Annotated in this window: 23 protein-coding genes; 12 read left to right on the top strand and 11 right to left on the bottom strand. The window is 72.8% G+C overall.

Going from position 1 to position 25,392, the window contains the following annotated elements; all coding sequences use genetic code 11:
* Positions 1–50 precede the first annotated feature (50 nt).
* The 3 genes from ACESM1_RS22905 to ACESM1_RS22895 form a co-directional block, all read right to left on the bottom strand.
* A complete protein-coding gene (locus tag ACESM1_RS22905) occupies positions 51–1,763 on the bottom strand; it encodes a DEAD/DEAH box helicase (RefSeq protein ID WP_372623533.1) in 1,713 nt (570 codons plus the stop codon).
* A gap of 119 nt (positions 1,764–1,882) precedes the next feature.
* The gene (locus tag ACESM1_RS22900; protein WP_372623532.1) at positions 1,883–3,520 is read right to left on the bottom strand and encodes an acyl-CoA dehydrogenase family protein; all 1,638 of its coding nucleotides are present in this window, start codon (positions 3,518–3,520) and stop codon (positions 1,883–1,885) included.
* Positions 3,521–3,523: 3 nt separating this feature from the next.
* The gene (locus tag ACESM1_RS22895; RefSeq protein ID WP_372623531.1) at positions 3,524–4,711 is read right to left on the bottom strand and encodes a CoA transferase; all 1,188 of its coding nucleotides are present in this window, start codon (positions 4,709–4,711) and stop codon (positions 3,524–3,526) included.
* Positions 4,712–4,865: 154 nt separating this feature from the next.
* On the opposite strand from ACESM1_RS22895, the gene ACESM1_RS22890 reads away from it, so the two are divergent.
* The 3 genes from ACESM1_RS22890 to ACESM1_RS22880 all read left to right on the top strand — a co-directional run bounded on the left by ACESM1_RS22890 (position 4,866) and on the right by ACESM1_RS22880 (position 6,590).
* Complete coding sequence (locus ACESM1_RS22890) at positions 4,866–5,732, top strand: hypothetical protein (protein ID WP_372623530.1); 867 nt, start codon at positions 4,866–4,868, stop codon at positions 5,730–5,732.
* A 268-nt stretch (positions 5,733–6,000) separates the two neighbouring features.
* Entirely contained in the window at positions 6,001–6,222 is a 222-nt protein-coding gene (locus tag ACESM1_RS22885; RefSeq protein ID WP_372623529.1) for a hypothetical protein, read from the top strand.
* On the top strand, positions 6,219–6,590 hold the full coding sequence (locus ACESM1_RS22880; RefSeq protein ID WP_372623528.1) for an aminotransferase class III-fold pyridoxal phosphate-dependent enzyme: 372 nt from the start codon (positions 6,219–6,221) through the stop codon (positions 6,588–6,590). The genes ACESM1_RS22885 and ACESM1_RS22880 overlap by 4 nt, the downstream gene beginning before the upstream one ends.
* A 194-nt stretch (positions 6,591–6,784) precedes the next feature.
* On the opposite strand, the gene ACESM1_RS22875 is transcribed toward ACESM1_RS22880, so the two are convergent.
* On the bottom strand, positions 6,785–7,174 hold the full coding sequence (locus ACESM1_RS22875) for a c-type cytochrome (RefSeq protein WP_372623527.1): 390 nt from the start codon (positions 7,172–7,174) through the stop codon (positions 6,785–6,787).
* A gap of 115 nt (positions 7,175–7,289) precedes the next feature.
* Between ACESM1_RS22875 and ACESM1_RS22870 the strand changes: the two genes are divergently transcribed.
* From ACESM1_RS22870 to ACESM1_RS22845, 6 genes are all read left to right on the top strand, one after another.
* Complete coding sequence (locus ACESM1_RS22870) at positions 7,290–8,069, top strand: ABC transporter ATP-binding protein (RefSeq protein ID WP_372623526.1); 780 nt, start codon at positions 7,290–7,292, stop codon at positions 8,067–8,069.
* Positions 8,066–8,779, top strand: coding sequence for an ABC transporter ATP-binding protein (locus ACESM1_RS22865; RefSeq protein WP_372623525.1), 714 nt, complete (start codon positions 8,066–8,068; stop codon positions 8,777–8,779). Before ACESM1_RS22870 ends, ACESM1_RS22865 begins: the two co-directional genes overlap by 4 nt.
* A gap of 41 nt (positions 8,780–8,820) precedes the next feature.
* Complete coding sequence (locus tag ACESM1_RS22860) at positions 8,821–10,026, top strand: ABC transporter substrate-binding protein (protein WP_372623524.1); 1,206 nt, start codon at positions 8,821–8,823, stop codon at positions 10,024–10,026.
* Between the two features lie 148 nt (positions 10,027–10,174).
* Positions 10,175–11,047 (top strand): branched-chain amino acid ABC transporter permease, encoded by an 873-nt coding sequence (locus ACESM1_RS22855; protein WP_372623523.1) that lies wholly within the window; start codon positions 10,175–10,177, stop codon positions 11,045–11,047.
* Positions 11,047–11,961 carry a branched-chain amino acid ABC transporter permease gene (locus tag ACESM1_RS22850; RefSeq protein WP_372623522.1) on the top strand — a complete coding sequence of 305 codons (915 nt, stop codon included), beginning with the start codon at positions 11,047–11,049 and terminating at the stop codon, positions 11,959–11,961. Before ACESM1_RS22855 ends, ACESM1_RS22850 begins: the two co-directional genes overlap by 1 nt.
* Positions 11,958–12,452, top strand: a complete 495-nt coding sequence (locus ACESM1_RS22845) for a GAF domain-containing protein (RefSeq protein ID WP_372623521.1) — start codon at positions 11,958–11,960, stop codon at positions 12,450–12,452. Before ACESM1_RS22850 ends, ACESM1_RS22845 begins: the two co-directional genes overlap by 4 nt.
* A 6-nt stretch (positions 12,453–12,458) precedes the next feature.
* Here the strand turns inward: ACESM1_RS22845 and ACESM1_RS22840 are convergent, their stop codons facing one another.
* The 6 genes from ACESM1_RS22840 to ACESM1_RS22815 all read right to left on the bottom strand — a co-directional run bounded on the left by ACESM1_RS22840 (position 12,459) and on the right by ACESM1_RS22815 (position 18,101).
* Positions 12,459–13,115 (bottom strand): glutathione S-transferase family protein, encoded by a 657-nt coding sequence (locus ACESM1_RS22840; RefSeq protein ID WP_372623520.1) that lies wholly within the window; start codon positions 13,113–13,115, stop codon positions 12,459–12,461.
* Between the two features lie 17 nt (positions 13,116–13,132).
* Positions 13,133–13,792: a glutathione S-transferase family protein gene (locus ACESM1_RS22835; protein WP_372623519.1), complete on the bottom strand. Its 660-nt coding sequence runs from the start codon at positions 13,790–13,792 to the stop codon at positions 13,133–13,135.
* Entirely contained in the window at positions 13,789–15,012 is a 1,224-nt protein-coding gene (locus ACESM1_RS22830; RefSeq protein ID WP_372623518.1) for a M24 family metallopeptidase, read from the bottom strand. Before ACESM1_RS22830 ends, ACESM1_RS22835 begins: the two co-directional genes overlap by 4 nt.
* Positions 15,013–15,065: 53 nt before the next feature.
* A complete protein-coding gene (locus ACESM1_RS22825) occupies positions 15,066–15,944 on the bottom strand; it encodes a DMT family transporter (RefSeq protein ID WP_372623517.1) in 879 nt (292 codons plus the stop codon).
* Between the two features lie 54 nt (positions 15,945–15,998).
* The gene (locus ACESM1_RS22820) at positions 15,999–17,816 is read right to left on the bottom strand and encodes an ABC-F family ATP-binding cassette domain-containing protein (RefSeq protein WP_372623516.1); all 1,818 of its coding nucleotides are present in this window, start codon (positions 17,814–17,816) and stop codon (positions 15,999–16,001) included.
* A gap of 69 nt (positions 17,817–17,885) precedes the next feature.
* Positions 17,886–18,101, bottom strand: a complete 216-nt coding sequence (locus tag ACESM1_RS22815) for a hypothetical protein (protein WP_372623515.1) — start codon at positions 18,099–18,101, stop codon at positions 17,886–17,888.
* A gap of 132 nt (positions 18,102–18,233) precedes the next feature.
* On the opposite strand from ACESM1_RS22815, the gene ACESM1_RS22810 reads away from it, so the two are divergent.
* Genes ACESM1_RS22810 through ACESM1_RS22800 form a run of 3 tightly spaced genes read left to right on the top strand, consistent with a single transcriptional unit; the run spans position 18,234 to position 21,591 of the window.
* Positions 18,234–19,193: a Bug family tripartite tricarboxylate transporter substrate binding protein gene (locus tag ACESM1_RS22810; protein ID WP_372623514.1), complete on the top strand. Its 960-nt coding sequence runs from the start codon at positions 18,234–18,236 to the stop codon at positions 19,191–19,193.
* A 5-nt stretch (positions 19,194–19,198) separates the two neighbouring features.
* Positions 19,199–20,923, top strand: a complete 1,725-nt coding sequence (locus ACESM1_RS22805) for a M28 family peptidase (protein ID WP_372623513.1) — start codon at positions 19,199–19,201, stop codon at positions 20,921–20,923.
* Positions 20,920–21,591 carry a class I SAM-dependent methyltransferase gene (locus ACESM1_RS22800; RefSeq protein ID WP_372623534.1) on the top strand — a complete coding sequence of 224 codons (672 nt, stop codon included), beginning with the start codon at positions 20,920–20,922 and terminating at the stop codon, positions 21,589–21,591. Before ACESM1_RS22805 ends, ACESM1_RS22800 begins: the two co-directional genes overlap by 4 nt.
* Here the strand turns inward: ACESM1_RS22800 and ACESM1_RS22795 are convergent, their stop codons facing one another.
* The gene (locus ACESM1_RS22795) at positions 21,592–25,386 is read right to left on the bottom strand and encodes a translocation/assembly module TamB domain-containing protein (RefSeq protein ID WP_372623512.1); all 3,795 of its coding nucleotides are present in this window, start codon (positions 25,384–25,386) and stop codon (positions 21,592–21,594) included.
* Between the last annotated feature and the right edge of the window lie 6 nt (positions 25,387–25,392).

The following is a 25,392-nucleotide window of genomic DNA, read 5'->3' as shown; positions in this document are numbered from 1 at the left end:
GGCACATCTCATCGGCCAACTTCGTTGGCCGATGAGATGTGCCGCTTCGATCAGCGGCGCGGCCCGGCCGGCGGCGCCTTGCGCTTCGCCGGGTGCTTCGCTGGGCTCCCCGGCGCGGACTTCGCCGCGTGCGCCGCCGCGGGCTGCGGGCCGGCGCGAACGGGCTCGATGCGGATGCCCTCGTCTTCCGCATCCTGCCGCTGTGCCGCCGCGGCGAAGCGCGCGGCGGCCCACGGTGCGATCTCCACCCGCGTCTCGCGCTCCATGATCTGGATGCGGCCTACCTCCTGCCGCGTCACGTGCCCGCGCCGGCAGAGGAATGGCAGCAGCCAGCGCGGATCGGCGTTCTGCCCGCGCCCGACATTCAGCCGGAACCACGCGCCCTCGCCACCACCGCCCTCGCGCCGTTCGCGCGGCGCGGTGCGTGGCGCGGGCTCGGGCGGTTCGAGCTCCTCCGGCGCAGGCAGCGCCGCACTCAGCGTGCGCGCAAGCGCCGCCGCCACCGCTTCCGCGCCCGACTCTCCCCCAAGGGTCGCCAGGATTGCGCGGCCGAGCGCCATCGCCTCCGGCTCCGCCGCCGCGGCCTCGGCGGCGGCAATCGCCTCCTGCACCGCACGCTCGCCGTCGCGCTTGCGGATTTCCTCCGCCGAGGGCGGCGCGCCCCATTCGGCGGTGATCCGCGCGCTGGCCAGCAGCCGCTCGGCGATCCGCCGGCGCGGCGCCGGCACCAGCAGCACCGCCATGCCCTTCCGCCCGGCCCGCCCGGTCCGCCCGCTGCGGTGCTGCAGGATCTCCCGGTCGCGCGGCAGGTCGGCATGCACCACCAGGCCGAGCTCCGGCAGGTCGATCCCGCGCGCCGCCACATCGGTCGCCACGCAGATCCGCGCCCGCCGGTCGCGCAGCGCCTGCAGCGCGCGGTTCCGCTCCGCCTGGGTCAGCTCGCCCGAGAGCGCCACAGCGTTGAAGCCGCGTTCGGTCAGGTTGCCATGCAGCCTGGTGACCGCCGCGCGGGTCGAGCAGAACACGATCGCGCGCTCGTCATGCCAGCGCAGCACGTTGACCAGCGCGCGTTCCGCCTCCCGCGGCGGCACCACCACGGCGCGATACTCGATATCGCCATGCGCGCCGCCCTCGCTGGTGGCGGCGATGCGCAGCGCATCGCGCTGGTAACGCTTGGCGAGGCTCGCGATCTCCTTCGGGATCGTCGCCGAGAACAGCAACGTGCGACGGGTTTCCGGCGTGACGTCGAGGATCGCTTCCAGCTCGTCGCGGAAGCCCATGTCGAGCATCTCGTCCGCCTCGTCGAGCACCGCCGCACGCAGGCCGGAGAGCTCGAGGTTGCCGCGCTCCAGATGGTCCCGCAGCCGCCCCGGCGTGCCGACGACGATATGCGCGCCCATCTCCAGCGCACGCCGCTCCGCCCGCGGATCGGTGCCGCCGACGCAGGACACCACCCGCGCGCCGGCCTCCGCATAGAGCCAGGCGAGCTCGCCCTGCACCTGCAAGGCCAATTCGCGGGTCGGCGCGATCACCAGTGCCAGCGGCACCCGCGGCGGCCCGACGCGCTCCTTCCCGTCCAGGATCTCGGGCGCCAGCGCCAGCCCGAACGCCACCGTCTTGCCGGAGCCGGTCTGCGCCGAGACCAGCAGGTCGCGCCCGGCCGCCGCTTCCGCCAGCACGGCGTCCTGCACCGGTGTCGGCTCGGCATAGCCGCGCGCGGCGAGCGCATTGGCGAGCGGGGCGGGAAGGTCGGGGAAGGGCATGCCAATGATCCAGAGCGCCTGATCTCCCTCCCCCGCCGGTGCGGGGGAGGGTCGGGGTGGGGGAAACCCGCTCGCGGTTCTGGCGCGGCAAAGCGCCAAAGTCGTAAAGCGATAAAGCCTCAGTTCAGCCGGCCGAGCATCCCGCGCGCGATGATGTGTGCCTGGATCTCCGCCGCGCCCTCGAAGATCGAGAGCACGCGCGCATCGCACAGCACGCGGCTGATCGGGTATTCCAGCGCGAATCCGTTGCCGCCATGGATCTGCAGCGCCGCATCGGCATTGGCCCAGGCGACGCGCGCGCCGAGCAGCTTCGCCATCCCCGCCTCCACGTCGCAGCGCCTGCCGGCATCCTTCTCGCGCGCCGCGAAATAGGTGAGCTGGCGGGCGAGCATGGTCTCGGCGGCCATCATGGCGAGCTTCCCGAAGACGCGCGGGAAATGCAGGATCGGCTTGCCGAACTGCACCCGCGACTTCGCGTAGGAAAGCCCCAGCGTCAGCGCGTTCTGCGCCACGCCCAGCGCGCGCGCCGCGGTCTGGATGCGCGCGCTCTCGAACGTCTCCATCAGCTGGCGGAAGCCCTGGCCCTCGACGCCGCCGAGCAGGTTCACCACCGGCACCTCGAAGCCCTCGAAGCCGATCTCGTATTCGCGCATGCCGCGATAGCCGAGGACATGGATCTCCGAGCCCGACATGCCGGGCGCGGGGAAGGGGTCTTCCTCGGTTCCGCGCGGCTTCTCTGCGATCAGCATCGAAAGGCCACGGTGCCCGGGCGCATCGGGATCTGTCCGAACCAGCAGCGTCATGATGTCGCTGCGCGAGCCGTGGGTGATCCACGTCTTGGCGCCGTACACCTTGAAGACATCGCCCTCGCGCACCGCGCGGGTGCGCAGGTTCGCCAGGTCGCTGCCCGTGTTCGGCTCGGTGAACACCGCCGTCGGCAGGATCGCGCCGGAGGCGATGCCGGGCAGCCAGCGTGCCTTCTGTTCGGCCGTGCCGTTCAGCCCGATCAGCTCGCCCGCGATCTCGTTGCGCGTGCCGAGCGAGCCCACGCCGACATAGCCCTCGCTCAGCATCTCGGAGACGAGGCACATCGCGACCTTGCCGAGGCCGAGCCCGCCATGTTCCTCCGGGATGGTCACGCCGAAGGCGCCGAGCTCGCCGAGCTTCCCGATCAGCTCCAGCGGGATCAGCTCGTTCCGGTCGTGCCAGCCCTGGGCATGGGGCGTCACCTCGGCCGCGGCGAAGCGCGCGAACTGGTCGCGCAGCATCTCCATCTCCGGATCGTCGAGGCCGATGGCGCCGAATTCCTCCTGCTCCAGCGCCGCCAGCATCGCCGCGCGCGCCGCAGCCACGCGCCGCGGCTCGGCGAGCGGGGCGAGCGCGCCGCGCAGCACGGCCGCCACCTCCTCCGGCACGCCCATATCGGCCGGGCGGGCGACTTCCACCTGGCTCATCGCGATGCCACCGACCAGCTGCCCGCCGTACTCGGAAAAGCCGAGCGTCAGGATCGCGCGCTCCGTCGCGCCGAGCCGACCGGCCGCCTCCAGCCGCTCCGCCCAGCGCAGCGCCTGGCGCAGCGCCTCGACATAGGTCGCCGCCCAGGCCAGGCCATGCGTGCCGAACTGCTGCGCCTCGAGCGCCGTCGCATCCAGCCTGCCGCCGGGCGCGACCTCGCGGGCCAGCGCGGCGCGCGCCGCCTCGGCCAGCGCTTCCGCCGCACCCAGCGCGGCGCGGCACTCCTTCAGCAACTCCGTCATGCCTCAGCCCCGTGCGAGAATACCCGCCTCGCGATAGGCCGCGATGCGGTCGGCCGACAAGCCCAGCAGTTCCGTCAGCACCGCATCGGTGTCGCCCCCCAGGCGCGGGGCAGGGCGCGGCGGGATCGCCGGCTGCAGCGGCGAGGCCGCCGCCAGCACGCGCCCGACCCCCGGCTGCTCGATCTCGGCGAAGAGCGGGTTGGCCGGTGAACAGCGCGGATCCTCCCGCACCATTTGTCCGAAATCCTGGTAGGGCCCCCACAGCACCCCGGCGGCGTCGAGCGCTGTGCGCACCTCGGCAAGGGTCCGCGCGGCGAACCAGGGCGCCAGCACCGCGCCGATCGCTTCCCGCGCCGCGTAGCGGCCGCCCTCGTCTTCGAGGTTCACCTCCATCGCCTGGCCGACCAGCGCCAGTTTGTCCGAAAGCCCCGTCGCCTTGCCGATCCCGCGCCATTGCCGGTTGGAGATCGCCGCCAGCATCACGCGCCGCCCGTCCCGGGTCGCGAAGTCGCGCCCGAAGGCGCCGTAGAGCCAGTTGCCGAGCGGCGGGCGGACATGGCCGTTCACCTGCACATCCGCGACATAGCCGAGATTGGCGGCGGTGGCATAGGCGACGTCGGAGAGTGCCAGCGTCACCTCGCCGCCTTCGCCGCTGCGCGCGCGCCGCCGTTCCGCCGCCAGCAGGCCGGTGGCGAGGTAGAGCCCCGCCGCCACGTCCCAGGCCGGCAGCACATGGTTGACGGGTCGCTCATCCTCCCCGGTCGCGGTCGGGAAGCCGACGGCGGCGTTTACCGTGTAGTCAATCGCGTTGCCGCCATCATGCGTGCCGGTCAGCCGCATCATGATCAGGTCCGGCCGGCGCGCCGAAAGCACCGCAAAGGACATCCAGCCCGTCGCCGCCGGAAGGTTGGTCAGCAGGATGCCGGCCGAGGCGATCAGGCCCGCCGCCAGCTCCTGCCCCTCCGGCGTGTTCAGCGCCAACGTAACGCTGCGCTTGCCCTTATTAAGCCCGGTCCAATAGAGGCTGGTGCCGGACGGCGCGAGCGGCCAGCGGCCGATGTCGATATTGCCGCCAAGCGGATCGATCCGGATCACCTCCGCACCGAGCTGCGCCAGCGTCATGCCGCCAATCGGCGCCGCCACGAAGGCCGAGACCTCCACCACGCGCATGCCGTCGAGTGAAGCCGTCATGTCATCCGCCTTTCATGCAAGCGTAGCAATGCACTGATGCTTCTCACTTTCCCCGGCTTGTGGCGATGCACAACCCGCGCGTAAAGAGGGGCCAGGGGATGCTCGCGCGCCGGCGTTGATTGGGCCGCGCGCCATGCGGGGGAGTATTGTCTGGATGATCCGTGGCGCCATCGAGAATGTCACCCGGAACCGGGTCTATGGCTGGCTCTGGTCGCCTGATGTGAAACTCGTCGGCCGCACCGTGCTCGCCTTCCTCGATGATGCCTGTGTCGGTGCCGGCAAGATCGAGGGTTTCCGGCAGGACCTGAAGGATGCAGGCCTGGGCGACGGCCAGGCCGGATTCAACTTCGACCTCAGCTATCCCAACCCGGCCGATGCGCCGCGCGTGACGGTGAAGCTCGAGGGCAGTGACGTGATGCTGGTGCAGCGCCGCTCGCGCATCGGGGCGCCGGGTGCCGGCGCCGCGCCGGCGCGCGCCACGCGTCAGGGGCCGAGCCTGACGTCGCTGCAATGGATGCGCGCGCGTGGCTGGCTCAGCCAGTCCGACTACGACTTCCTCCGCTTCTTCCGCCAGCTCGGCGTCTATGAGCGGTCGCTGGTCGTTCCGCAGGAGCGCGCGGATCGGGTGCCGCAGGAGCGGCCGGAGCGCACCGAGCAGCAGCTGCTCGACGTGGCCGAGACCGCACGCGGCATGCTGATGATGCAGCGGATGGAGGAGGCCGAGCTGCGCCGCGAGGCGCTGGCCGCGCCGCGTGACTGGCGCCGCCTGGCGGAGCAGCACGAAGCCGCTGCCGGACCCGGGGCGATGTTCGCGTTGTGGTCGCGCAACCGTGCGCGCATTCCGGTGGTCGAAGGGTCGCATCTGCAGGCCTCGCTGGTCGCGCCGGATGCCGAGCCGCCGGCCGGCGTGGACTATGCGATCGGGCCGGACCGGCTGTTGTTCCTCGACGGCCGCTGCGCGCTTGGCCCCGCGGCGGCCTTCCCGCCCGGCGGACTGGAGGTATTCTACCTCGGCAGCTGAGGCCGCGGCCGGCCCGCCCGCCGCAGGCGGAACTCCGCCGATGCGCGCAACGCCATGCTGGGCGACGCTCTCGCCGAGGCGCGCGAGACCTGTGCGCGCCGCCGCCCGAACAGCTTGGCGCGCCAAATCGAGCTCCGGCCGTTCTCTTCATGCCGCTGCGCGGCGAGGGTTGCCGCATCGAGGACGCCGACGGGCTGAGCTATGTGAACCTCGCCGGCGAATACACCGCGGCCTGTTTGGGCACTCGCATCCGGCGATCCGCGCGGCGGTGCTGCGGGCGCTGGATGGCGTGAACCTCACCGCCCACTACGCCTCCGAGGCGCAGTTCGCCCACCTGGTCTGCAGCCGCTTCCCGTCCGTCGAGCGCGTGCGCTTCACGAATTCCGGCACCGCGGCGAATCGGATGGCGCTGGCTTGCGCCACCATCGCCACCGGCAGGCGGACGATCCTCGCCTCGCGCCCGGCGGATTGCAGGGCGCCACCGGCGTGACGCCGCACCTGACGACGCTCGGGAAGTACGTCGGCGGCGGCATGTCCTTCGACGCCTTCGGCGGGCGGGCGGCGCTGATGGCGACGTTCGATCCCCGGCGTGCCGATGCCATGCCCCATGCCGGCACCTTCAACAACAACACGCTGACCATGTCGGCCGGCATCGGCGCGCTCGGCGAGGTCTGCACGCCGGCGGCGGCGATCGCGCACGATGCCCGCGGCGACGCGCCACGCGCCGAACTGAACGCAATTGCCGCTCGGCACGGCGTGCCGCTGCACGTCACCGGCCAAGGCAGCATTATGGGGTTCCATGTCGCGCTCGCGCCGCTGCGCAACGCGGCGGAGGGGCTGCCGCCGACCAGGCGCTGAAGGAGCTGCTCTTCCTCGCCCTGCTGGAGCGCGGCTTCCATGTCGCGCGGCGCAGCGTGATCGCGCTGTCGCTGCTGGCCGGCGAGGCGGAACTTGCTGCCTTCCGCGAGGCGCTGGAGGAGGAGCTCGCGCTGCGCGCGCCGCTGTTCCGCGCCTGGGCAGGGTAGGGGGCGGAGCTGCCGCCCCCGAGGGCGCTATTGCTGCGTCTGGAGGTAGGCGATCACGTCCTTGCGCTGCTGCTCGTTGCGCAACCCGGCGAAGGCCATCGAGCCGCGCGGCACCAGGTCCTTCGGGTTCGTCAGGTAGCGGTCGAGGTTCTCCGGCGTCCAGGTCAGGCCGCCCTGGGCCACCTCGCGCATGCTGGCTGAGTAGCGGAAGTTCTCGATCGAGCCGGCCGGTCGCCCGACCACGCCATGCAGGTTGGGGCCCACGCCATTGCGGCCGCCTTCATTGACGGTGTGGCAGGCGCGGCACTGGTTGAACACGCGCTGGCCGGCGGCGGCGTCCTGGGCCTGGGCCTGGGCGAAGGGCACGGCACCCAGGGCGAGCGTGGCGATGGCGGCGAGCAGCGAACGGGTCTGCATGATTGGGGAGTTTCCTCTCGGCTGGCGTCCGGCCGTTGCAATAAGAGGGCTCGCGCCGGCTGCGCAAGGGGGGCAGCCCTTCCGCAGCCCCGGTGCCGCGTGTAGCGTTCCTGCCATGACCGCCCCGATCCTCGAGGTGCGCGGCCTCGTCCGGCGCTTCGGCGGGGTGGTGGCGCTGGACGGGCTGGACCTCGCGGTCCGGCGCGGCACGGTCACGGCACTGATCGGCCCGAACGGCGCCGGCAAGTCCACCGCCTTCCAATGCATCTCGGGTGTCATCCGGCCCGATGCGGGCTCCGTCACCTTCGACGGCGCCGACATCACCGGCGCGCGCCCGGACCGCGTGACGCGGTCCGGGCTGGTGCGCAGCTTCCAGATCGCCCGCGGCATTCCGCGCCTGACCGTGCTGGAAAACCTGCTGCTCTACGGCCAGGCGCAGCCCGGCGAGCGGTTGGCGGGCGCGCTGCTGGCCGGCGCCGCGATGCGCCGGCGCGAGGAGGCGCTGCGCGCCCGCGCCGAGGCCGTTGCCGGGCGGCTCAACCTGGCGCGCGTGCTGGACAACCAGGCCGCGGCGCTCTCCGGCGGGCAGAAGAAGCTGCTGGAGATTGGGCGCGCGCTGATGGCCGAGCCGAAGCTGCTGATGCTCGACGAGCCGGTGGCCGGCGTGAACCCGACGCTCGCCGCCGAGATCGCGCAGCACATCGCGCATCTGCGCGACGAGGGCATGACCGTGCTGGTGGTGGAACACCACATGGATTTCGTCGCCTCGCTGTGCGATCCGGTGATCGTGATGGCGGAAGGCAGGCTGCTCGCCGAGGGTGCCTTCGAGGCCATCGCCAACGATGCCCGCGTCCAGGAAGCCTATATGGGCCGCCGCGTGAAGGCGCACGCATGACCGCGCTGCTGGAAGTGGAAGGCCTGGTCGGCGGCTATGGCGCGGCGGACGAGATCCTGAAGGGCATCACCGTCGGGCTTGCGACCTCGCGCATGGCGGCGATCGTCGGCCCGAACGGGGCGGGCAAGTCCACGCTGCTGAAGGCGATCGCCGGCCTCTTGAAGCCGAAATCCGGCACCGTGCGGCTCGACGGCGCGGCGCTGACCGGCCTGCCGCCGCGCGCCATCGCCGGCCGCGGCGTCGCCTTCGTGCCGCAGGAGGCGAACATCTTCGCCTCGCTCACCGTGCGCGAGAATCTGGAGATGGGCGGCTACCTCGAACCGCGTGCGAAGGTGAGCGCCCGCGTCGAGGCGCTGTTCGCGCGCTTCCCCATCCTCGCCGAGAAGCGCCGCCGCGCCGCGCGCACGCTCTCCGGCGGACAGCGGCAGATCCTGGCGATGGCGATGGCGCTGATGGTGGAGCCGAAGCTGCTGCTGCTGGACGAGCCCTCGGCGGGCCTCAGCCCGAAGGCCGCGGAATTCCTGTTCGACAGCATCGCCGCCATCCATGCCGAGGGCACCGCGATCCTGATGGTGGAGCAGAACGCGCTGGAGGCGCTGTCCATCGCCGAGGAGGGGATCGTGCTGGTGGATGGCCGCGTCGCGCGCACCGGCCCGGCGGCCACGCTGGCCGCGGACCCGGAGGTGCGCCGCCTGTTCCTCGGCGGCTAGGCAGGACTAGAATGAAACCAGGGAGACGGGAGAAACCCATCATGACCAGCTTCACCATCGGCCGCCGCGCCGCCCTTCTCGGCGCTGCCGGCGCCGTCACGACCTTCGCCATCGGCGGTCGCGCCTTTGCGCAGGGCGAGCCGGTGACCTTCGGCGCGCTGCCGCCGCTCTCCGGTGCCGGCGGTCCCTATGGCCCTGCCATGCTGCGCGCCATCCAGGGCGTGGTCGAGGAGGCGAACGCAGCGGGCGGCATCCGCGGCCGGCAGATCCGCGTGGTCGCCGAGGACGACCAGACCAACCCCGATGCCGGCGTGCGCGGCGCGCGCAAGCTGATCGACGTGGACCGCGTCTCGGCGATCATGGGCACCTGGGCGAGTTCGGTCACCACCGCCGTCGCGCCGCTCTGCTGGGAGAACCGCCGGCCGCTCTTCACCGTCTCGGGCGCCGATTCCATCACGCAGCTGCCGCACCAGGGCTACATCTTCCGCACCCAGCCCAACAGCCGCCTGCAGATCCAGACCGGCAGCGACTGGCTGCTGGCCAAGGGCGCGCGGCGCATCTTCCACCTCGCCGCGCAGTCGCCCTTCGCGCAGTCGAGCCAGGACGTGCTGGCGGAGAAGTTCCGCGCCGCCGGCGGCCAGGTGACGGGCTTCATCGTCTATGAGCGCGACAAGACCAACTTCCGCTCGGAGATCGACCAGCTGATGCGCTCGCGCTCCGACACGGTGATGCTGAACGGCTACCTGCCGGACGTGACGATCCTGCTGCGCGAGCTCTACCGCGCCGGCTTCGACGGGCGGAAGTTCACCTTTGCCTATGCCGCGCCGCCCTCCATCTTCCAATCGCTGCCGAATGACGTGACCAACGGCCTGATCACCTTCCAGCCGAGCCCCGACGTGGACAGCGCAGCGTTCCGCCGCCTGAAGGACCGCTTCGGCAACACCGATGTGGATCCCTACTCCGCACAGACCAACGACCACGCGACGCTCGCGATCCTCGCCGCCGCGCTGGCCGGGGACGCATCCGGCACGGCGATCCGCGACAACGTGCGGAAGATCAGCCAGGGCGAAGGCGAGAAGGTGAGCAGCGTCACCGAGGGGCTGCGCGCGATCGCCGCCGGGAGGCAGGTCAACTACGAGGGCTCCTCCGGTCCCGTCGAGTTCGACGACAAGGGCGACATCCGCGGCACCAAGTTCCGCTTCGAGCAGGCCGAGGGCGGAAGCTTCAAGCTGCTGGAGATCGTGTGAGCGCACGCTGCCTGGCTTGTGCTGGCGGCCGGCTCAGCCGGCCAAGCCGCCGAATGGCGACCGCCGCAAGTGCGTCATGCGGAACACATGCCCGCGGCATGACGAGCCAAGTCGCCGGAGGCGGCGCCTGGCGCCCGGGGGCAAGACCTTGATCCAGGACTGGCGCGACCTCGCGCAGATCCTCGTCAACGGCTTGATGACGGGCAGCATGCTGATGCTGCCCGCCATCGGCTTCACCACCATCTTCGCCGTGCTGCGCTATCCCAATTTCGCGATCGCGGGCTATGCGACGGTGGGCGCCTTCGCCGGCTGGATCGCCAACACCCAATGGGGCCTGCCGGCGGGGCTGGCGCTGCTCGTCGCCTTCCTCGCCGCCGGCGCGCTCGGCCTGCTGGCGGAGGAGACGGCGCTGAAGCCGCTGCGGCCTTCCGGCGCGCTGACGGTGGCCATCGCCTCGGTCGCGCTGACGCTGCTGATCGAGAATGTGGTGCGCTTCTTCTTCGGCAACGATCTGCGCGGCTACGACCTGCCGATCATGCGCGACTGGCGCTTCGACGGTATCCGCGTCGGCCCGCAGCAATTGCAGAACACGCTCTACGCCATCGCCGCCGCCGGCGCGCTCTTCGCGGTGCTCGCCTTCACCCGGCTCGGCCGCGCGATGCGCGCGGTGGCGGACAATCCGCAGCTGGCCGACATCAAGGGCGTGGACCCCGACCGCATCGCGCGCGTGGCGGTGTTCATCGGCGCCGGGCTCGCGGGCTTCGGCGGCATGCTGCTCGGCCTCGACACCTCGATAGACCCGCTGACCGGCTTCCGCGTGGTGCTCTCGGTCTTCGCCGCCGCCGTGGTGGGTGGGCTCGGCTCGATCCCCGGCGCCGCGCTCGGCGCGCTGGTGGTCGGCATCGGCGAGGAGATGGCCGGCGTGCTGCTGGAGCCTGCCTACCGCACCGTCACGGCGTTCCTGGCGATCCTGGTCGTGCTCTCGATCCGCCCGCAGGGCCTGCTCGGCAGGGCCGCCTGATGGACGCCTACATCGTCGCCATGCTGGTCTTTGCCGGCTTCTACGCGCTGATGGCGCTCGGGCTGAACGTGATCTGGGGCCTGGCCGGGATGGTCAATCTCGGCCTGGTCGGGTTCTTCGCGCTCGGCGCCTATGGCTCGGCGCTGCTGACGACGAAGCTGTTCTGGCCGATGCCGCTCGGCTGGGCCGCGGGCGCGGTGGTGGCGGCGGCGGCGGGGGCGATGATGGCGCTGATCGTCGCGCGGCTGCGCGGCGACTACCTGGCGATCGTGACGCTCGGCTTCGCCGAGGTGATCCGGCTGGTCGCCTCCAACGAGATCTGGCTGACCAACGGCACCGACGGCATCAGCGGAATCCCCGGCCCCTGGCGCGGCGATGTCTCGCCGCAGACCTTCAACCTGATCTTCCTGGCGCTGGTCTGGGTGGCGGTGGGCGTCGCCTTCCTGCTCTGCGCGCGGCTCTCCCACTCGCCCTTCGGCCGCGTGCTGCGCGCGATCCGCGAGGATGAGGACGTCGCCGCGGTCGCCGGCAAGCCGGTGCTGTGGTTCAAGGTGCGCGCCTTCGCGCTCGGCGCCGCGGTGGTCGGCTTCTCCGGCGCGCTCTATGCCCACTACAACGCCTATATCGCGCCGGATGGCTTCGCGCCGCTGCTGACAATCTATGTCGTGCTGGCGCTGACGGCGGGCGGCGTCGGCGCGATGCGCGGCGCGGTGGTCGGCGCGCTTCTGGTCTTGCTGCTGCTTGAAGGTACGCGCTTCCTTGCTGCCGAGGTGCCGGGCGTCACGCCGGTGCAGAAGGCGGCGCTGCGCGAATCCATCATCGCACTCTCGCTGATCCTGCTGCTGCGCTTCCGGCCGCAGGGCCTCATTCCCGAACGCACGCGCACACGATCATCCCCTGGGGCCTCACGATGACCGACCTCACCCCGCAGCTCGCCGCCGTGGCCGCCGCCGGCGCACAGACCGGCCAGCCGGAGACGCTGTTCCGCGCGCTGGAGGCAGCGCTGGCCGCAACCATCGGCCACAGGCTGTTCACCATCCTGGTGATCCATCCGGGTGCCGGGGAAAGCCAGCGCTACTACAGCAACCAGCCGCAGGCCTATCCGATCGGCGGCCGCAAGCCGATCACCGAGAGCTGGTGGTTCAAGCAGGTGGTGTTCGGCGGCGAGCCGTGGATCGGCAAGGACTACGCCGATGTGCAGGCCGCCTTCTACGACCACGAGCTGATCCGCAGCCTGGGCTGCGAGAGCGCGCTGAACATCCCGGTGCGCTGGAACGGCGCCACGCTCGGCACGCTGAACCTGCTCGATGCGCAGGCCCACTACACCGAGGCGCATCTGCCGGCGGCGAAGCTGTTCGCCGCGCTGGCCGCGCCGGGGCTGATGCAGGTGATCGCGAAGGGGTAGCGGCGGCTACGCCGGCTCCTTCGCGCGCTCCTCCATCATGCGCTGGAAGGCCGGGCGCGCATGGCAGGCGGCGAGCCAGGCCTTCACATGCGGCGCAGCGTCGAACAGCTCTGGCGCGGGCTGCGCGTAGCGGATCACCTCGGCGACGTTGAGGTCGGCCACGGTGAAGCGCCCGCCGACCAGGAAACCGCTCTCCGCCAGCGCCGCATCGAGCGCCGCGAAGGGGCCGCGCAGCGCCGCCACGGCCGCATCCGCCTTCGCCGCATCGCGCTGCTCGGGCGGGTAGCCGACGCGGTGATAGAGCACCTGGATGGTGTGCGGCTCCGCCTCCGTCGCGGCCCAGAGCGACCACATCGTCATCAGCGCGTCCTCGGCGAGGTTCGCCGGCGCCAGCGCCCCGCCATGCTTCTTCGCGAGGTAGAGGTTGATGGCGAGCGATTCGTGCAGAACCAGCCCGTCATCCTCCATCGAGGGGATGTGGCCGTTCGGGTTGATGCGCAGGAAGGCGGCGGAGCGGGTATGCAGCGGCGCATCCGGCGCGTCCGGGTCGGCCAGCCGATAGGCCTGCATCACCGGCACATGCCGGAACGGGATGCCGAGTTCATGCGCGAGCCAGACGTTGCGCGAGGCGCGCGAGCGCAGCACGCCATAGATGGTCAGCATATCGGTGACGCCTCCGTTCAGATCGCCGGTTCCGCTTCGCGGCGCGCGGTGATGAGCTTCCAGGCCGGGCGCGCATGGCAGGCGGCGAGCCACGCCTTCACATGCGGTGCGGCCTCGAACAGCTCGGGCGCCGGCAGCGCATAGCGCAGCGTCTCGGCCAGCGCGATGTCGGCCACGGTGAAACGGCCGCCCACAGGATGGCCGTCGCCCGCCAGCGCCGCATCCAGCACGGCGAGCGGCCGGCGCAGCGCGGCAATGGCCGCCGCCACCTTTGCCTCGTCGCGCTGGTCCGGCGGCAACTGCACGCGGTGCATCAGGATGGCGTGGCTGTGCGGCTCGATCTCGGTCGCGGCGTAGAGTGTCCACTGCGCGAAGCGCGCCGATTCCGCCAGGTCGTTGGTGCCGATCGGCGCGCCGCAGCGCCGGCTGAGCCACAGGTTGATGGCGAGCGATTCCGACAGCACCACCCCGTCATCGTCCAGCACCGGGATGCTGCCGGCGGGGTTCAGCTTCAGGAATTCGGGTGAGCGCGTGTTGAGCGGCGCGCCCGGCGCAGCCGGATCCGGCACGCGAAAGGCCGGGATCACCGGCACCAGCCGGTAGGCGAGCCCCATTTCCTCCAGCGCCCATATGTTGCGCAGCGCGCGCGAGCGGTGGACGCCGTAGAGGGTGATCATGCCGCTCGCTCCAGCCCGAAGGGATCGTCAACGGATTGCGCAGGTTGCGTGAGCCATGCGGCGCCGCTTTCGGTGACCACGATATGGTCTTCCAGCCGGATGCCGAACTCGCCGTAGATCGCGATGGTGGGCTCGATGCTGCCGGTATTGCCGGGCGCGAGGGGCTGGGCGTTGCCCTTCACGAAATAGGGCGCCTCGTGCACGTCCATGCCGATGCCGTGCCCGGTGCGATGCGGCAGGCCCGGCACCTTGTAGCCGGGGCCGAAGCCGGCGCCGACCACCACGCCGCGGCAGGCGTCGTCGATGCCGCCGCAGGCCGCGCCGGGCCGCGCCGCCGCGAAGCCCGCCGCCTGGGCGCGCTTCGTCAGCTCCCAGATCTCCCGTTGGCGCGGCGTCGGCGTGCCGAAGACGTAGCTGCGCGTGATGTCGGAGACATAGCCGTGCAGCGGCGCGCCGACATCGATCAGCACCATGTCGCCCTCGGCCAGCGTCTGCGGATAGGGCACGCCATGCGGATAGGCGGTGGGCTCGCCGAACAGCACGATGGAGAAGGCGGGCCCCGCGTCGAAGCCGGCGCGGCGATGCGCGGCGGCGAGGAAATCTGCCACGTCGCTGGTCGTCACGCCGGGTTGCAGCGCGCGCGCGGCGGCGGCGTGGATCTCCAGCGTCATGCCCATGGCCTGGCGGAGGATCGCCACCTCCTGCTCGGTCTTGCGCTCCCGCAGGAAGGAGGTGACGGGGCCGGAGGCGACGTAGCGGTGGTTCGGCAGCTTGCCGCGCATCCCCTCGGCGAGGAAGACCCGCGCCATGTCGTCCAGCGCGACGGTGCCGCCGGAGACATCCGCTTCGCGCAGCATCTCGGCAAACAGCGCGTAGGGATCCTCGTCCTCCTCCCAGCCGTGCACCTCGCCGGGAAGCGTCAGCATGGTGCGGATGCGCTCCACCTCGAAGGCAGGGGCGAGATAGGCGAGGGGGCCGTTCGCCGGCAGCAGCGCGCCCACCGCCCGCTCGCTCTGCCCGTGCTTCAGGCCGGTGAGCCAGGCGAGGTTGGTGGTGCCGTCGAGCCACAGCGCGGAGAGACCGAGCTCCCGCATGCGCGCCTGGGCGCGCTCCACCCGCTCCGCATGCTCCGCCACGCCGATCGGCGGCACCGCATCGCGCCGGTTGCGGATCGCCGCGAGTTCCGTCCCGAAATCCGAACCGCCGACGCCGATCGTCATCTGGTTCTCCACGTGAAACTATTCTTCCTACATGCCACGACATCACGCCGCCGTCATCGCCTGCCTTCGTGGATGGCGAGGAAGACGCCAGCCGCGACAACGATGGCCGCGCCCACCCAGGTAGCAGGCTCTGGCCAGACGCCGCTGAATACGACACCGATCGCCACGGCGGTGACAATCTGCCAATATTGGAACGGCGCGATCACCGCCGCCGGCCCGAGGCCGAAAGCGCGTGCGACGCAGTAATGCCCGCCCGCGCCGAAGGCCCCCAGCGCCAGGAAGGCCAGCGCATCCGCCACGCTGCTGGGCGTCACCCAGAACAGCGGCACCAGCAGCGTCAGCACCACGCCGCCGAGCAGCGCGCTCCACAGCACGGAGGTTTCGGCCCGGTCGTGCGTCGAGACCATCCTGGTCAGCACATGGTAGAGCGCCATCAGCGAGGCGCTGCCGAGGATCATCAGCGAGGCCGGCTGGAAGGCGGCGCCGCCCGGGCGGATCACCACCAGCACGCCGACGAAGGCGGCCGCCACCGCCAGCATGCGCGCCAGCCGAAGCCGCTCGCCCAGCATCGGCCAGGCGAGCAGCGCCACGATGAACGGGCCGATGAAGCCGATCACTGCCGCCTTGGCCAGCGGCAGCGTCACCAGCGCAACGAAATAGAGGCTGGTCGAGACCACCTGGCAGACCGAGCGGGCGAATTGCAGCCCGGGCCGCCTGGTCGCCAGCACGCGCAAGCCGGCGCGCGGCAGCATCAGCGCCACCATGACCAGCAACTGCCCGGTGATGCGCGCCCAGACCACCTGCTCCGGCGGGTAGCGTGGTGTCAGCCACTGCACGATGCCGTTCATCGCCGGCAGGATCGTCGCCCCCAGGATCATGAAGCCGATGCCGAGCAGGATGCGCTGCTCGCGGGGGGCGCCGGGCGGGGTCATGTCTTTGCCGCCGAGCATGGGCCGCGTGCCGCCTCGGGACAAGCCAAGGCCGGATCAGCCGGCCTCCAGCTCCTCGCGCAGCAATTCGAGCCGCAGCCATTCCTCCTCCGCCGCCTCGCGCTCCGCCTGCTTGCGGGCGAGCAGGTTGGAGCGGGCGGTGAAGCCGGCGGCGTCGCGGACGTACAGCGCGGGATCGGCAAGCTGCGCCTGCAGGGCGGCGATCTCGCGCTCGAGCTGGGCGATGCGCGCGGGCAGCGTCTCCAGCGCGTGCTTGTCCTTGAAGGACATCCTTGCCCGCGCCTCGGCGCGCGGCTTTTCCGGCGTGGTGCGCTCGGGCGCCGGCGTGACGGCAGCGGGCGCGGCCTTGGCCTGCACGCCGCGGCCGCGCTGCGCCACCATGTCGGAATAGCCGCCCGCGTAATCCTGCCAGCGCCCGTCGCCCTCCGAGACGATCACGTTGGTCGCGACGCGGTCGAGGAAGTCGCGGTCGTGGCTGACCACGATCACCGTTCCGGGGTACTCGCCCAGCAATTCCTGCAGAAGGTCGAGGGTTTCCAGGTCGAGGTCGTTGGTCGGCTCGTCCAGCACCAGCAGGTTCGAGGGCGAGGCCAGCGCGCGCGCCAGCATCAGCCGCCCGCGCTCGCCGCCCGAGAGATGGCCGACCGACGTGCGCGCCTGTTCCGCCGTGAACAGGAAGTCCTTCATGTAGCCGACGACATGCTTCGTCTCGCCGCCGACGCGCACGGTGTCGCCGCGCCCGCCGGTGAGCGCCTCGGCGAGCGTCGTCTCCGGGTCGAGGCCGGCGCGCATCTGGTCGAGCGTGACCATCTCCAGATTGGTGCCGAGCTTCACCTCGCCCGCATCGGGCGGCAGTGCGCCGGTCAGCAGCTTCAGCAGCGTCGTCTTGCCCGCGCCGTTCGGGCCGACGATGCCGACACGGTCGCCGCGCAGGATGCGGGTGGAGAAGTCGCGCACCACCGGCGGCGCCTCGCCGTAGGCCTTGGAGATTTGATCGGCCGCGGCCACCAGCGTGCCGGACCCGTCGGCCTCGCTGGCCGCCATCCGCACCGTGCCCGGCGCCGAGACGCGTTCCTTGCGGCGCTTGCGCAGCTCCTGCAGGCCGGCGAGGCGCTTGACGTTGCGCTTGCGCCGGGCGGTGACGCCGTAGCGCAGCCAATGCTCCTCCCGCACGATCTTCCGGGCGAGCTTGTGCGCCTCGGTCTCCTCCTCCTCCAGCACCTGGTCGCGCCAGGCCTCGAAGCCGGCGAAGCCCTGTTCCAGCCGGCGCGTGGTGCCGCGGTCGAGCCAGACCATGGCGCGGGAGAGACGTTCCAGGAAGCGGCGGTCGTGGCTGACGAGAACCAGCGCGCCGCGCATCGCGGCAAGCTCGCTCTCCAGCCATTCGATCGCCGGCAGGTCGAGGTGGTTGGTCGGCTCGTCGAGCAGCAGGATGTCCGGCCGTGGCGCCAGCACGCGGGCCAGCGCCGCCCGCCGCGTCTCGCCGCCCGACAGCCGTGCGGGTTCCTCCTCGCCGGTCAGGCCGAGGCCCTCCAGCAGCAGGCGCGCGCGGTGCGGGTCGTCGCCCGGCGCGAGCCCGGCCTCGACGAAGGCGCCGGTGGTGGCGAAGCCGGCGAGGTCGGGTTCCTGCGGCAGGTAGCGCAGCGTTGCGCCGGGCTGCAGGAAGCGGGTGCCGCCGTCGGGCTCGATCATGCCGGCGGCGATCTTCAGCAGGGTGGACTTTCCGGAGCCGTTGCGGCCGACCAACGCCAGCCTCTCGCCGGCACCGACCATCAGCTCCGCCCCGTCCAGCAGCCAGCCGGAGCCGAGGCGGAGGCGGATGTCGCGCAGATGCAGGAGAGGGGGCGGAGCCATGGCGGGGGAATGGGCAGGCGCGCCGGGCGCGTCAACAGTGCTCCGGCGCGCCGCCCGCCTCCGCCGGGCTCAGCGCATGAAGGCTTCCGGCGCCTTGTGCGGCGAGCCGAGGCTGCGGCGCAGCTCCTCCAGCTTCTTCTCCGGGTCGCGCCCGGCCTTCAGGCAATCCGCCGCCGAGCCGCCCTGCGGCGCCGCCTGGTTGCGGCGCAGCGCCTCGATGCTCTGCCGCTCCTGCGCCCGGCGGCGGCCGCCGCCGACGCGGCGTTGCATGTCGCGTCCGTCCATGGTCGTTCTTCCTCCATAGGTTGTGCGGGTGATGTCGGCGGCGCGGCGGGCGGGTTCAACCGGCCTCAACCGCGCTTGATCCGGCAGCCCCTGCCGTGCGCAACTCGTCTTCCCGCCGCAAGGAGACCGGCCATGCACCGCCGCCAACTGCTCGCCGCAGCCGCCCTGCTGCCGCTGCCGGCCCTGGCCCAGCCAGCCTGGCCGAGCCGGCCGGTACGCATGGTTTCCTCGGCACCGCCGGCCGGGGCCTCGGACATCCTGACGCGCACCGTCGCCGCGCAACTGCAGGAACAGACCGGCCAGCCCTTCGTGGTGGAGAACCGCCCGGGCGCGGGCGGCGTGGTCGGCTCCGACTTCGTCGCCAAATCGGCGCCGGACGGGCACACCTGGATCACCACCAATGTCGGCCCGCAGGCGATCTTCCGGCAGTTGCGGCGCGACCTGCCCTACGACACCCGCACCGACTTCAAGCACGTGACGCTGCTGGCGACGCTGCCGCTGGTGCTGATCGTCGGAAAGGACCAGCCCTTCCGGAACCTGGCGGAGTACCTCGCGGCCGCGAAGGCGAAGCCGGGCGAGATGAATTTCGGCTCCGGCGGCAACGGCACGCTGCACCACCTGACGGGCGAGCTGGTGAACCGCACCGCCGGCGTGCAGATCACCCATGTGCCCTATCGCGGCGCGCAGGCGGCGGCGAACGACGTGATCGGCGGCCGCATCGAGGGTATGTGGGACAGCCTGCCCTCCGCCGCGCCGCATATCCGCAACGGCGTGGTGCGCGCGATCGCGGTCTCGACGGACCGCCGCAGCGCCGCCTTCCCGGATGTGCCGACGCTGAAGGAACAGGGCGTGGACGTCGCCACCATCAACTGGTTCGGGCTGGCCGGCCCCGGCCGCGTGCCAGACGAGATCGTGCAGGCGATGTATGTGCAGCTGCGCCGTGCGCTGCAGTCGGAACCGGTGAAGGCGCGCTTCGCCACGATCGGCGTGGATCCCGGCGGCGAGCCGCCGGATGTGACGCAGCGCTTCGTCCTCTCCGAGATCGACCGCTGGTCCGAGGTGGTGCGGCAGGTCGGCGTGACGCTGGACTGACCGCGATGCTGACCGAAACGGAAGCCGCGCTGCTGGAAGGCGCGCGCATCGAGGATGCCTGGTCGCTGGTGAAGCGCTTCGCCGCCATGCGCCGGCAGGACCCGCACGAGGCCGCGGCCGCCGGCGAGGAGATCGGGGGGCGGCTGGCGGCCCTCGGCCTGCCCGTCACGCTGCACCGGCCGCGATTGTACCTGGCGGTGCCGAAGACGGCGCATGTGGCGCTGGAGGGGCGGCGCTTCGCGGCGCGGCCGGCGCAGCTCGCTGCGACGGCGCCGGGCGGGCTGACGGCGCCGTTGGTCTTCGTGCAGAGCCCGGTGGTGCCGCCGCCGGGCTGGACGCCGAACACTGCGGCGCTGTTCGGCGCCGGCTACGACCCGGCGCCCGGAGTGCCGGATGTGCGCGGCAAGATCGTGCTGTTCCGCGGCATGATCCTCGCCGAGCGGATCCTCGGTTTCGCGGCGCTCGGCGCGGCCGGCGTGATCGCGGTGAACCCGGGGCCCGACATGCATTGGGGCAGCGGCAGCGCCATCTGGGGCACGCCCGATCTGGATGACCTGCCCTGGCGCACGCCGATCCCCGGCTGTGCCGTCAGCCGGCCGGATGGCGATGCGCTGATCGAAGCCGCCGCGCGCGGCGCCTCCGCCACGCTCACCACGGTGGTCGAGGAAGGCTGGTTCGACCAGGTGCTGCCGGAGGTGCGCATCCCCGCCACCGAGGAGCCGGACCGCTTCGTGCTGCTGCACGGCCACTACGATTCCTGGGATGTCGGCGTCGGCGACAACGCCACCGGCGACGCCTGCATGCTGGAGGTCGCCCGCATGCTGCACGCGCATCGCGGGGCGCTGCGGCGCGGCGTGCGCATCTGCTGGTGGCCGGGGCATTCGACAGGCAAGTTCGCCGGCAGCACCTGGTATGCCGATGCCTTCGCGCGCGACCTGGCGCGCGGCTGCGTCACCCATCTCAACTGCGACAGCCCCGGCTGCCGCGACGCCACCGACTATCCCACCATTCCCTGGATGGCCGAGAACCGCGCCTTCGTGACGGAGGCTGTGAAGGACGTCACGGGCAAGCAGGCGGGCGGCAAGCGGCCTTCGCAATCCTCCGACTATTCCTTCAACAACCTTGGCATCAGCGGCTGCTTCTCCGCCTCCTCCCGCATCCCGAAGGAGGAGGTGGAGCGGCGCGGCTGGTATTTCGTGATGGGCAACGGCGGCAACACCGCCTGGCACACCGACCGCGACCAGCTCGACGTCGCCGACCCGCAGGTGCTGCTGACCGATATCAGGCTCTACGCGCTGGCGGCCTTCCGGCTGGCGACGCGCCCGGCGATCCCGCTCGATCCCGGTGCGCTGGTGGCGGAGCTGCGCGGTCATCTCGACCGCTACGCCAAGGCCGCCGGCGACCGCTTCGACCTCACGCCGGCGCGCGATGCGATGCAGGCGCTGGCCGCGAAGCTCGCCGCCTTCGAGGCGTCCTCGCCGGCCGCGGATGTCGCCACCGCGACACGGCTCGCGGTGCTGCGGCATCTGGTGCCGCTCGATTACACCCGTGGCACGCGCTACCGGCGGGACATCGGCCTGCCGGCCTCGCCGCTGACGCATCTGGCCGTGGCCGCGGAGCTGGACCGCTACCCGGCGGCCGCGCTCGGCTTTGCACTGGCGACGCTGACGCGCGGGCAGAACCATGTGGTCGCCGCGCTGGAAGCGGCGGCAGAGGCGATCCCCGACTGACCGAGCCAGACCCCGCCACCACCTACGGCGCCGCCGCTAACCCGGACCTACTGTCGCGCGTGCCGGCGGCGGCGCGCAGCCTGCTCGACATCGGCTGCGGCGCCGGTGGGCTGGGGCGTGCGCTGCGCCAGGCGGGCAGCGCGGCGCGGCTGATCGGCGTCGAGCCGGACCCGGCGCTCGCCGCCCATGCCGAGCGGCATTACGACGCGGTGCATCGCCTAGACATCGAGCGGGATGTGGTGCCGGTCGAGCCCGGCACGCTCGACGTCCTGGTCTATGGCGACGTGCTGGAGCATCTGCGCGACCCCTGGGGCGTGCTGAAGCGCGATGCGGCGCTGCTGGCGCCGGGCGGCACGCTGCTGGTCTGCGTGCCGAACCTCGAACACTGGTCCTTCGCTGCGCGGCTGCTGGCGGGCAAGTGGCGTTATGAGGAGATGGGCCTGTTCGACCGCACCCACCTCCGCTGGTTCACGCGCGGGGCGATGCAGCAGGCGATCGAGGCGGCGGGGCTCCGCCCGGTGGAGGTCGCCCCGCGCATCTTCGACCGCGACCGGGCGCTGGCCTTCGCACGGGCCATCACGCCGGGGTTGCAGGCGATGGGGGTGGATCCGAACGACTGGCTGCGCCGCAGCGCACCGCTGCAATTTGTCTGGCGGGCGCTGAAGTGACTACCGCCCCCATTCCCACTCATAGCTGAGCCCCACCCGGTTGCCGGCCTCGCGGTCGCCGGTCTCCGCTTCCAGCTTGAGGCGCCGCGTGAGGTCCACCCGCACGCCGACGCGGCTCGATCCCGGCTCGGTGCCCTGGCGCACGCCGACATAGACGCCGTCAGCCACATAGCGCCCGGCCTCCACCGTCGTATTGGAGCGCTGCTCGGCGTTGGTCTCGCTACCGGCGCGCTCCATCCCGCCGCCCACGGCGAGGCGGTCGAGCCCGAGGCCCTGGCGCAGGCGGCCCAGAAACCCCTCGCCGCCGCCCAGCGCGCCGGTCGCGCCCGCTGCCGCGGCGCCGATCTGGGCGATCTCCAGCGGCGAAAGATCGCGCAGCGGCCGGTCGAACAGCAGCCGCGCCAGCACCTCGTCCTGTGGCAGCTCGGGGGTGGAGGTGAAGACCAGCTCTGGCTGGGTCGGCGGGCCGGTGACCTCGACCGCGACGGTGGTGCCGCCGGCCTGGCTGCTCGCGCGCAGCGCCAGGTCGGGCAGCAGCGCGCCGGTCCAGGTCAGCCGCCCGCGGTCGAAGGCCAGCCGCCGCCCGACCACCTGCAGATCGCCGCGGATCAGGTCGAGCGCGCCAGTGATCTCCGGGTCGGCGAGCCGCCCGCCGATGGCGAGCTGCCCGCCGAGCTCGGCGTCGAGGCCGCGACCACGCACGAAGACGTTGCGCGGCGCCTCCACGGTGATGGCGAGCGCGATGGGCGGGCCCGGCACTTCCTCGCCATTGCCCGCCGCGCGCGGGGGCGGCCGGCGCCGCGGCGCGCGGCCGGGCGGCGTGCCGATCTCGGTGACGTTGCCGAGGCTGCGCACCCCGCCGCCCAGCCGCTCCGGCACGCGGATCTCGGCGCGGCGCACACGTATGGGGCCGGAGAGCGTGGCGCCCTGGCCGAGCAGCCCGGCGAGGCGCAGTTCCGCATCCAGCGTCGCGCGCAGCAGGTCCGAGGCGACCGGCGTCGCCCCGTTCGCGGTCAGCACCAGGTCCAGCGGCAGATATTGCTCGAAGGGCGCGATGGTGCCGGCCAGCGCGAGGCGGCCTTCGCCCGGGGTGCGGCCGGTGAGGTCGGCGCGCAGCAGCGGCCCGTCGGGGCGCAGCAGACCGGCGATGTCGGTGATGGCGATGCCGAGCGGGGCATTGCGGTAGGAGCCGCGCGCGACCCGCGCCTCGCCGCCCAGCACCGGCGCCTCCGGCGTGCCGGTGGCGCGCAGCGCGAGTGTCATCCGCCCGGTGACCCGGTCGGCGCCGGCGGCGAGGACGGGCGCGCTCAGCGCGCCGATATCGAGCGTGCCGTCCAGCCGCCCCTCGAAGGGCGCGGCGGCGCCCGGCCCCTGCGGGAAGCGCGCGGCGGCGGTCAGGCGGTTCTGCGGGCCGAGGCTCGCCTGGGCCTCGGCTGTCACCAGCCCCTCGGCCGCGCGGCGCAGATCCAGCCGCAGCTCGCCCGGCGGCAGGCCCGGCGCGGCGCCGCTGGCAAGCCGGCTGCCGCGCAGCGTCGCGACCAGTTCGGGCGCGGCGACCGGCCCGGTGACGCGCGCCTCGCCGGAGACGGTGCCGGCCGGCTCCACCCCGGGCGCGAAGGCGGCGAAGGCGGCGAGGTCCAGCGCCGCGAGGGTGGCGCGAATGTCGGCGCGCTCCGGCCCCCAGCGCCCCTCGGCGCGCAGCGTGCCGCTGCGGGGCAGGGCGATGGTTGCGGCCGCCAGCTCCACGCCGCCATCGGGGCCCAGCGTGATGCGGGTGGGGGCGGCAAGGCGGATCGTCTCGTCGAAGGCCTGGGCGCGAAGGGCCGCGAGGTCCAGCACGCGGGCGCCGGCCTCGCCCTCGCCGAGCCGGCCGCGCGCCTCGGCCTCGACCTGGTTCACCTGGCCGGCGAGGGCGATGTCGAGCGCGGCGAGGCTGCCCTCGGCGCTGGCGGTCACCGCGCGCGCGGTCACGCCGGCGGCTTCGAGGCGCGGTACCTCGATCCGGGCGACGACGGTCTGGCGTCCCTCCACCGGCGCGCCCCGCGCCGCTATCCGGATCGCGCCGGCGATGGGCTGGCCGAGCAGGGCGGCGAAGGGGGCGAGGTCCGGCGCCTCCAGCCGCGCTTCGCCATCGGCCAGCATCTCCGTCGGATGCAGCCGGCCGGCGGCGGAAAGCCGCGCCGGGCCGAAGCCGGCCTCGGCCTGCTCCAGAACCAGCCAGCCGCCCTCGCCGGGCGCGCCGCGCAGCGCGAGCGACAGCGGCAGCTGCTCCAGCCGGCCGGTGGCGTCGGCGGTCACCTGCGGGCTGCTCACCGGGGTGGCGATGCGGGCGGAAAGGTCCAGCGCCTCCAGCACGCGGCCGGCGGCTTCCAGCCGGTCGGAGCTCGCCTGGAGCGTCAGGGTCGGGTCGGCGGCGGGGCCGGTGGCGGTGCCCTGCAGGCTCAACGCGCCGGCCAGGCCGGGCACCGCCTCCTGCGAGGCCGCGATGTCGGTGCGGAAGGCGAGGTCGAGCGTCTCGCCGGCCTGCCCGCTGGCCTCGGCCCGGATCGCCTGGCCGGTGAGGGTCAGCGCCTCGATCCGGTCCGGCGCGGCGGCGCGCAGCACGAGGCGCGGGGTCGGCCCGAGCAGCGCTGCGACCGGCGCGACCTCCGAGCTGAAGCCGGCAGGTGCCACCGTGGCGGCGATCCGCGGGGCGTTCAGCGCCCCGGTGACGGTTGCCTCGGCCTCCACCGTTTCCCAGCCGACGGTGCCATCCGGCAGCAGCGGCGCCAGCACATCGGAGCCGGCGAGGCTCGCCTGCAGGGCCAGCTCGTTGCCGGCGCCCTCGGGGTCGAGCAGGCCGCTGGCCTGGATGGTGCCGGCGGCGCCGGCGAGCCGCAGGCGCCGCAGATCGAACCGCCCGTCGGGCTGGCGCGCGGTGTCGAGCGCGATCTCGATCGGGCCGGCGAGGGGGGCGAGCCGGTCCTCGACCAGCCCCGCGCCCGTCACCTGGCCCTGCATGGTCAGCGCCAGCCTTGCGGTGTCGGGTGCGGCGATGGTGCCGGCGAGGTCGGCGCCGATCCCGTCGCCGGCGCTCGCCGCCAGGGTGAAGCGCGCGCCCTCCGGCGGCCCGTCCAGCGACAGGTCGAGCGCGAGCGGCCGCTCGCCGAGGCCCGCCAGGCGGGAGAGCGGGCCGCCGGCCTCGCCGCGCAGCGTCGCGGCGGCCGAAAGCTGGCCGCTGCCCGGGCGCAGCGCCGCCTGCAGCGACACCACCGTGCCGCCCTCGATCAGCGCCGCGTCCAGGGCGAGGTTCAGCCCCTCCGGGTCCAGCCGCGCGCTGCCGCTGGCAGTGAGCGCCACCGGCTCGCCGAGGACCGGCTGCTGCAGCTCAATGCGGTCCAGTTGCAGCCGGTCGATGCGCAGCGCGACGGGCAGGGTGGGGAGTTCGGGAATGAGCCGCCCGGGCTCGGCCGGCGCCGTCTGTCCGGGCGGCGGCGGCGCGGCGGCCGGCAGGCGGCGCACCGTGACGCGCGTCGCCGTCAGCTCCTCGATATGCAGCCGGCGGCGGACCAGGGCGGTCGCGGCCCAGTCGATGCTGGCGCCCTCGATCTCCAGCCAGATGCCCTGGTCGTCGGCGATGGTCAGGCGGTCGAAGCCGGGGCGGCTGGCCAGCGGGCCGCGCAGGCCATCCACCGTCAGGCCCGGCACCAGCGATTCGACCAGCCGGGTCAGCGCCGAGCGGCTGCGCGTCTCCTGCGCACCGGCCGGCAGCGCGGCGAGCAGCAGCGCGAAGCCGAGCAGGGCCAGCCGCATCATGCGGCC

The sequence above is a fragment of the Falsiroseomonas sp. genome (genome assembly GCF_041690465.1).
Classification (GTDB): domain Bacteria; phylum Pseudomonadota; class Alphaproteobacteria; order Acetobacterales; family Acetobacteraceae; genus Falsiroseomonas.
This window is presented reverse-complemented; position numbering and strand designations above follow the sequence as displayed.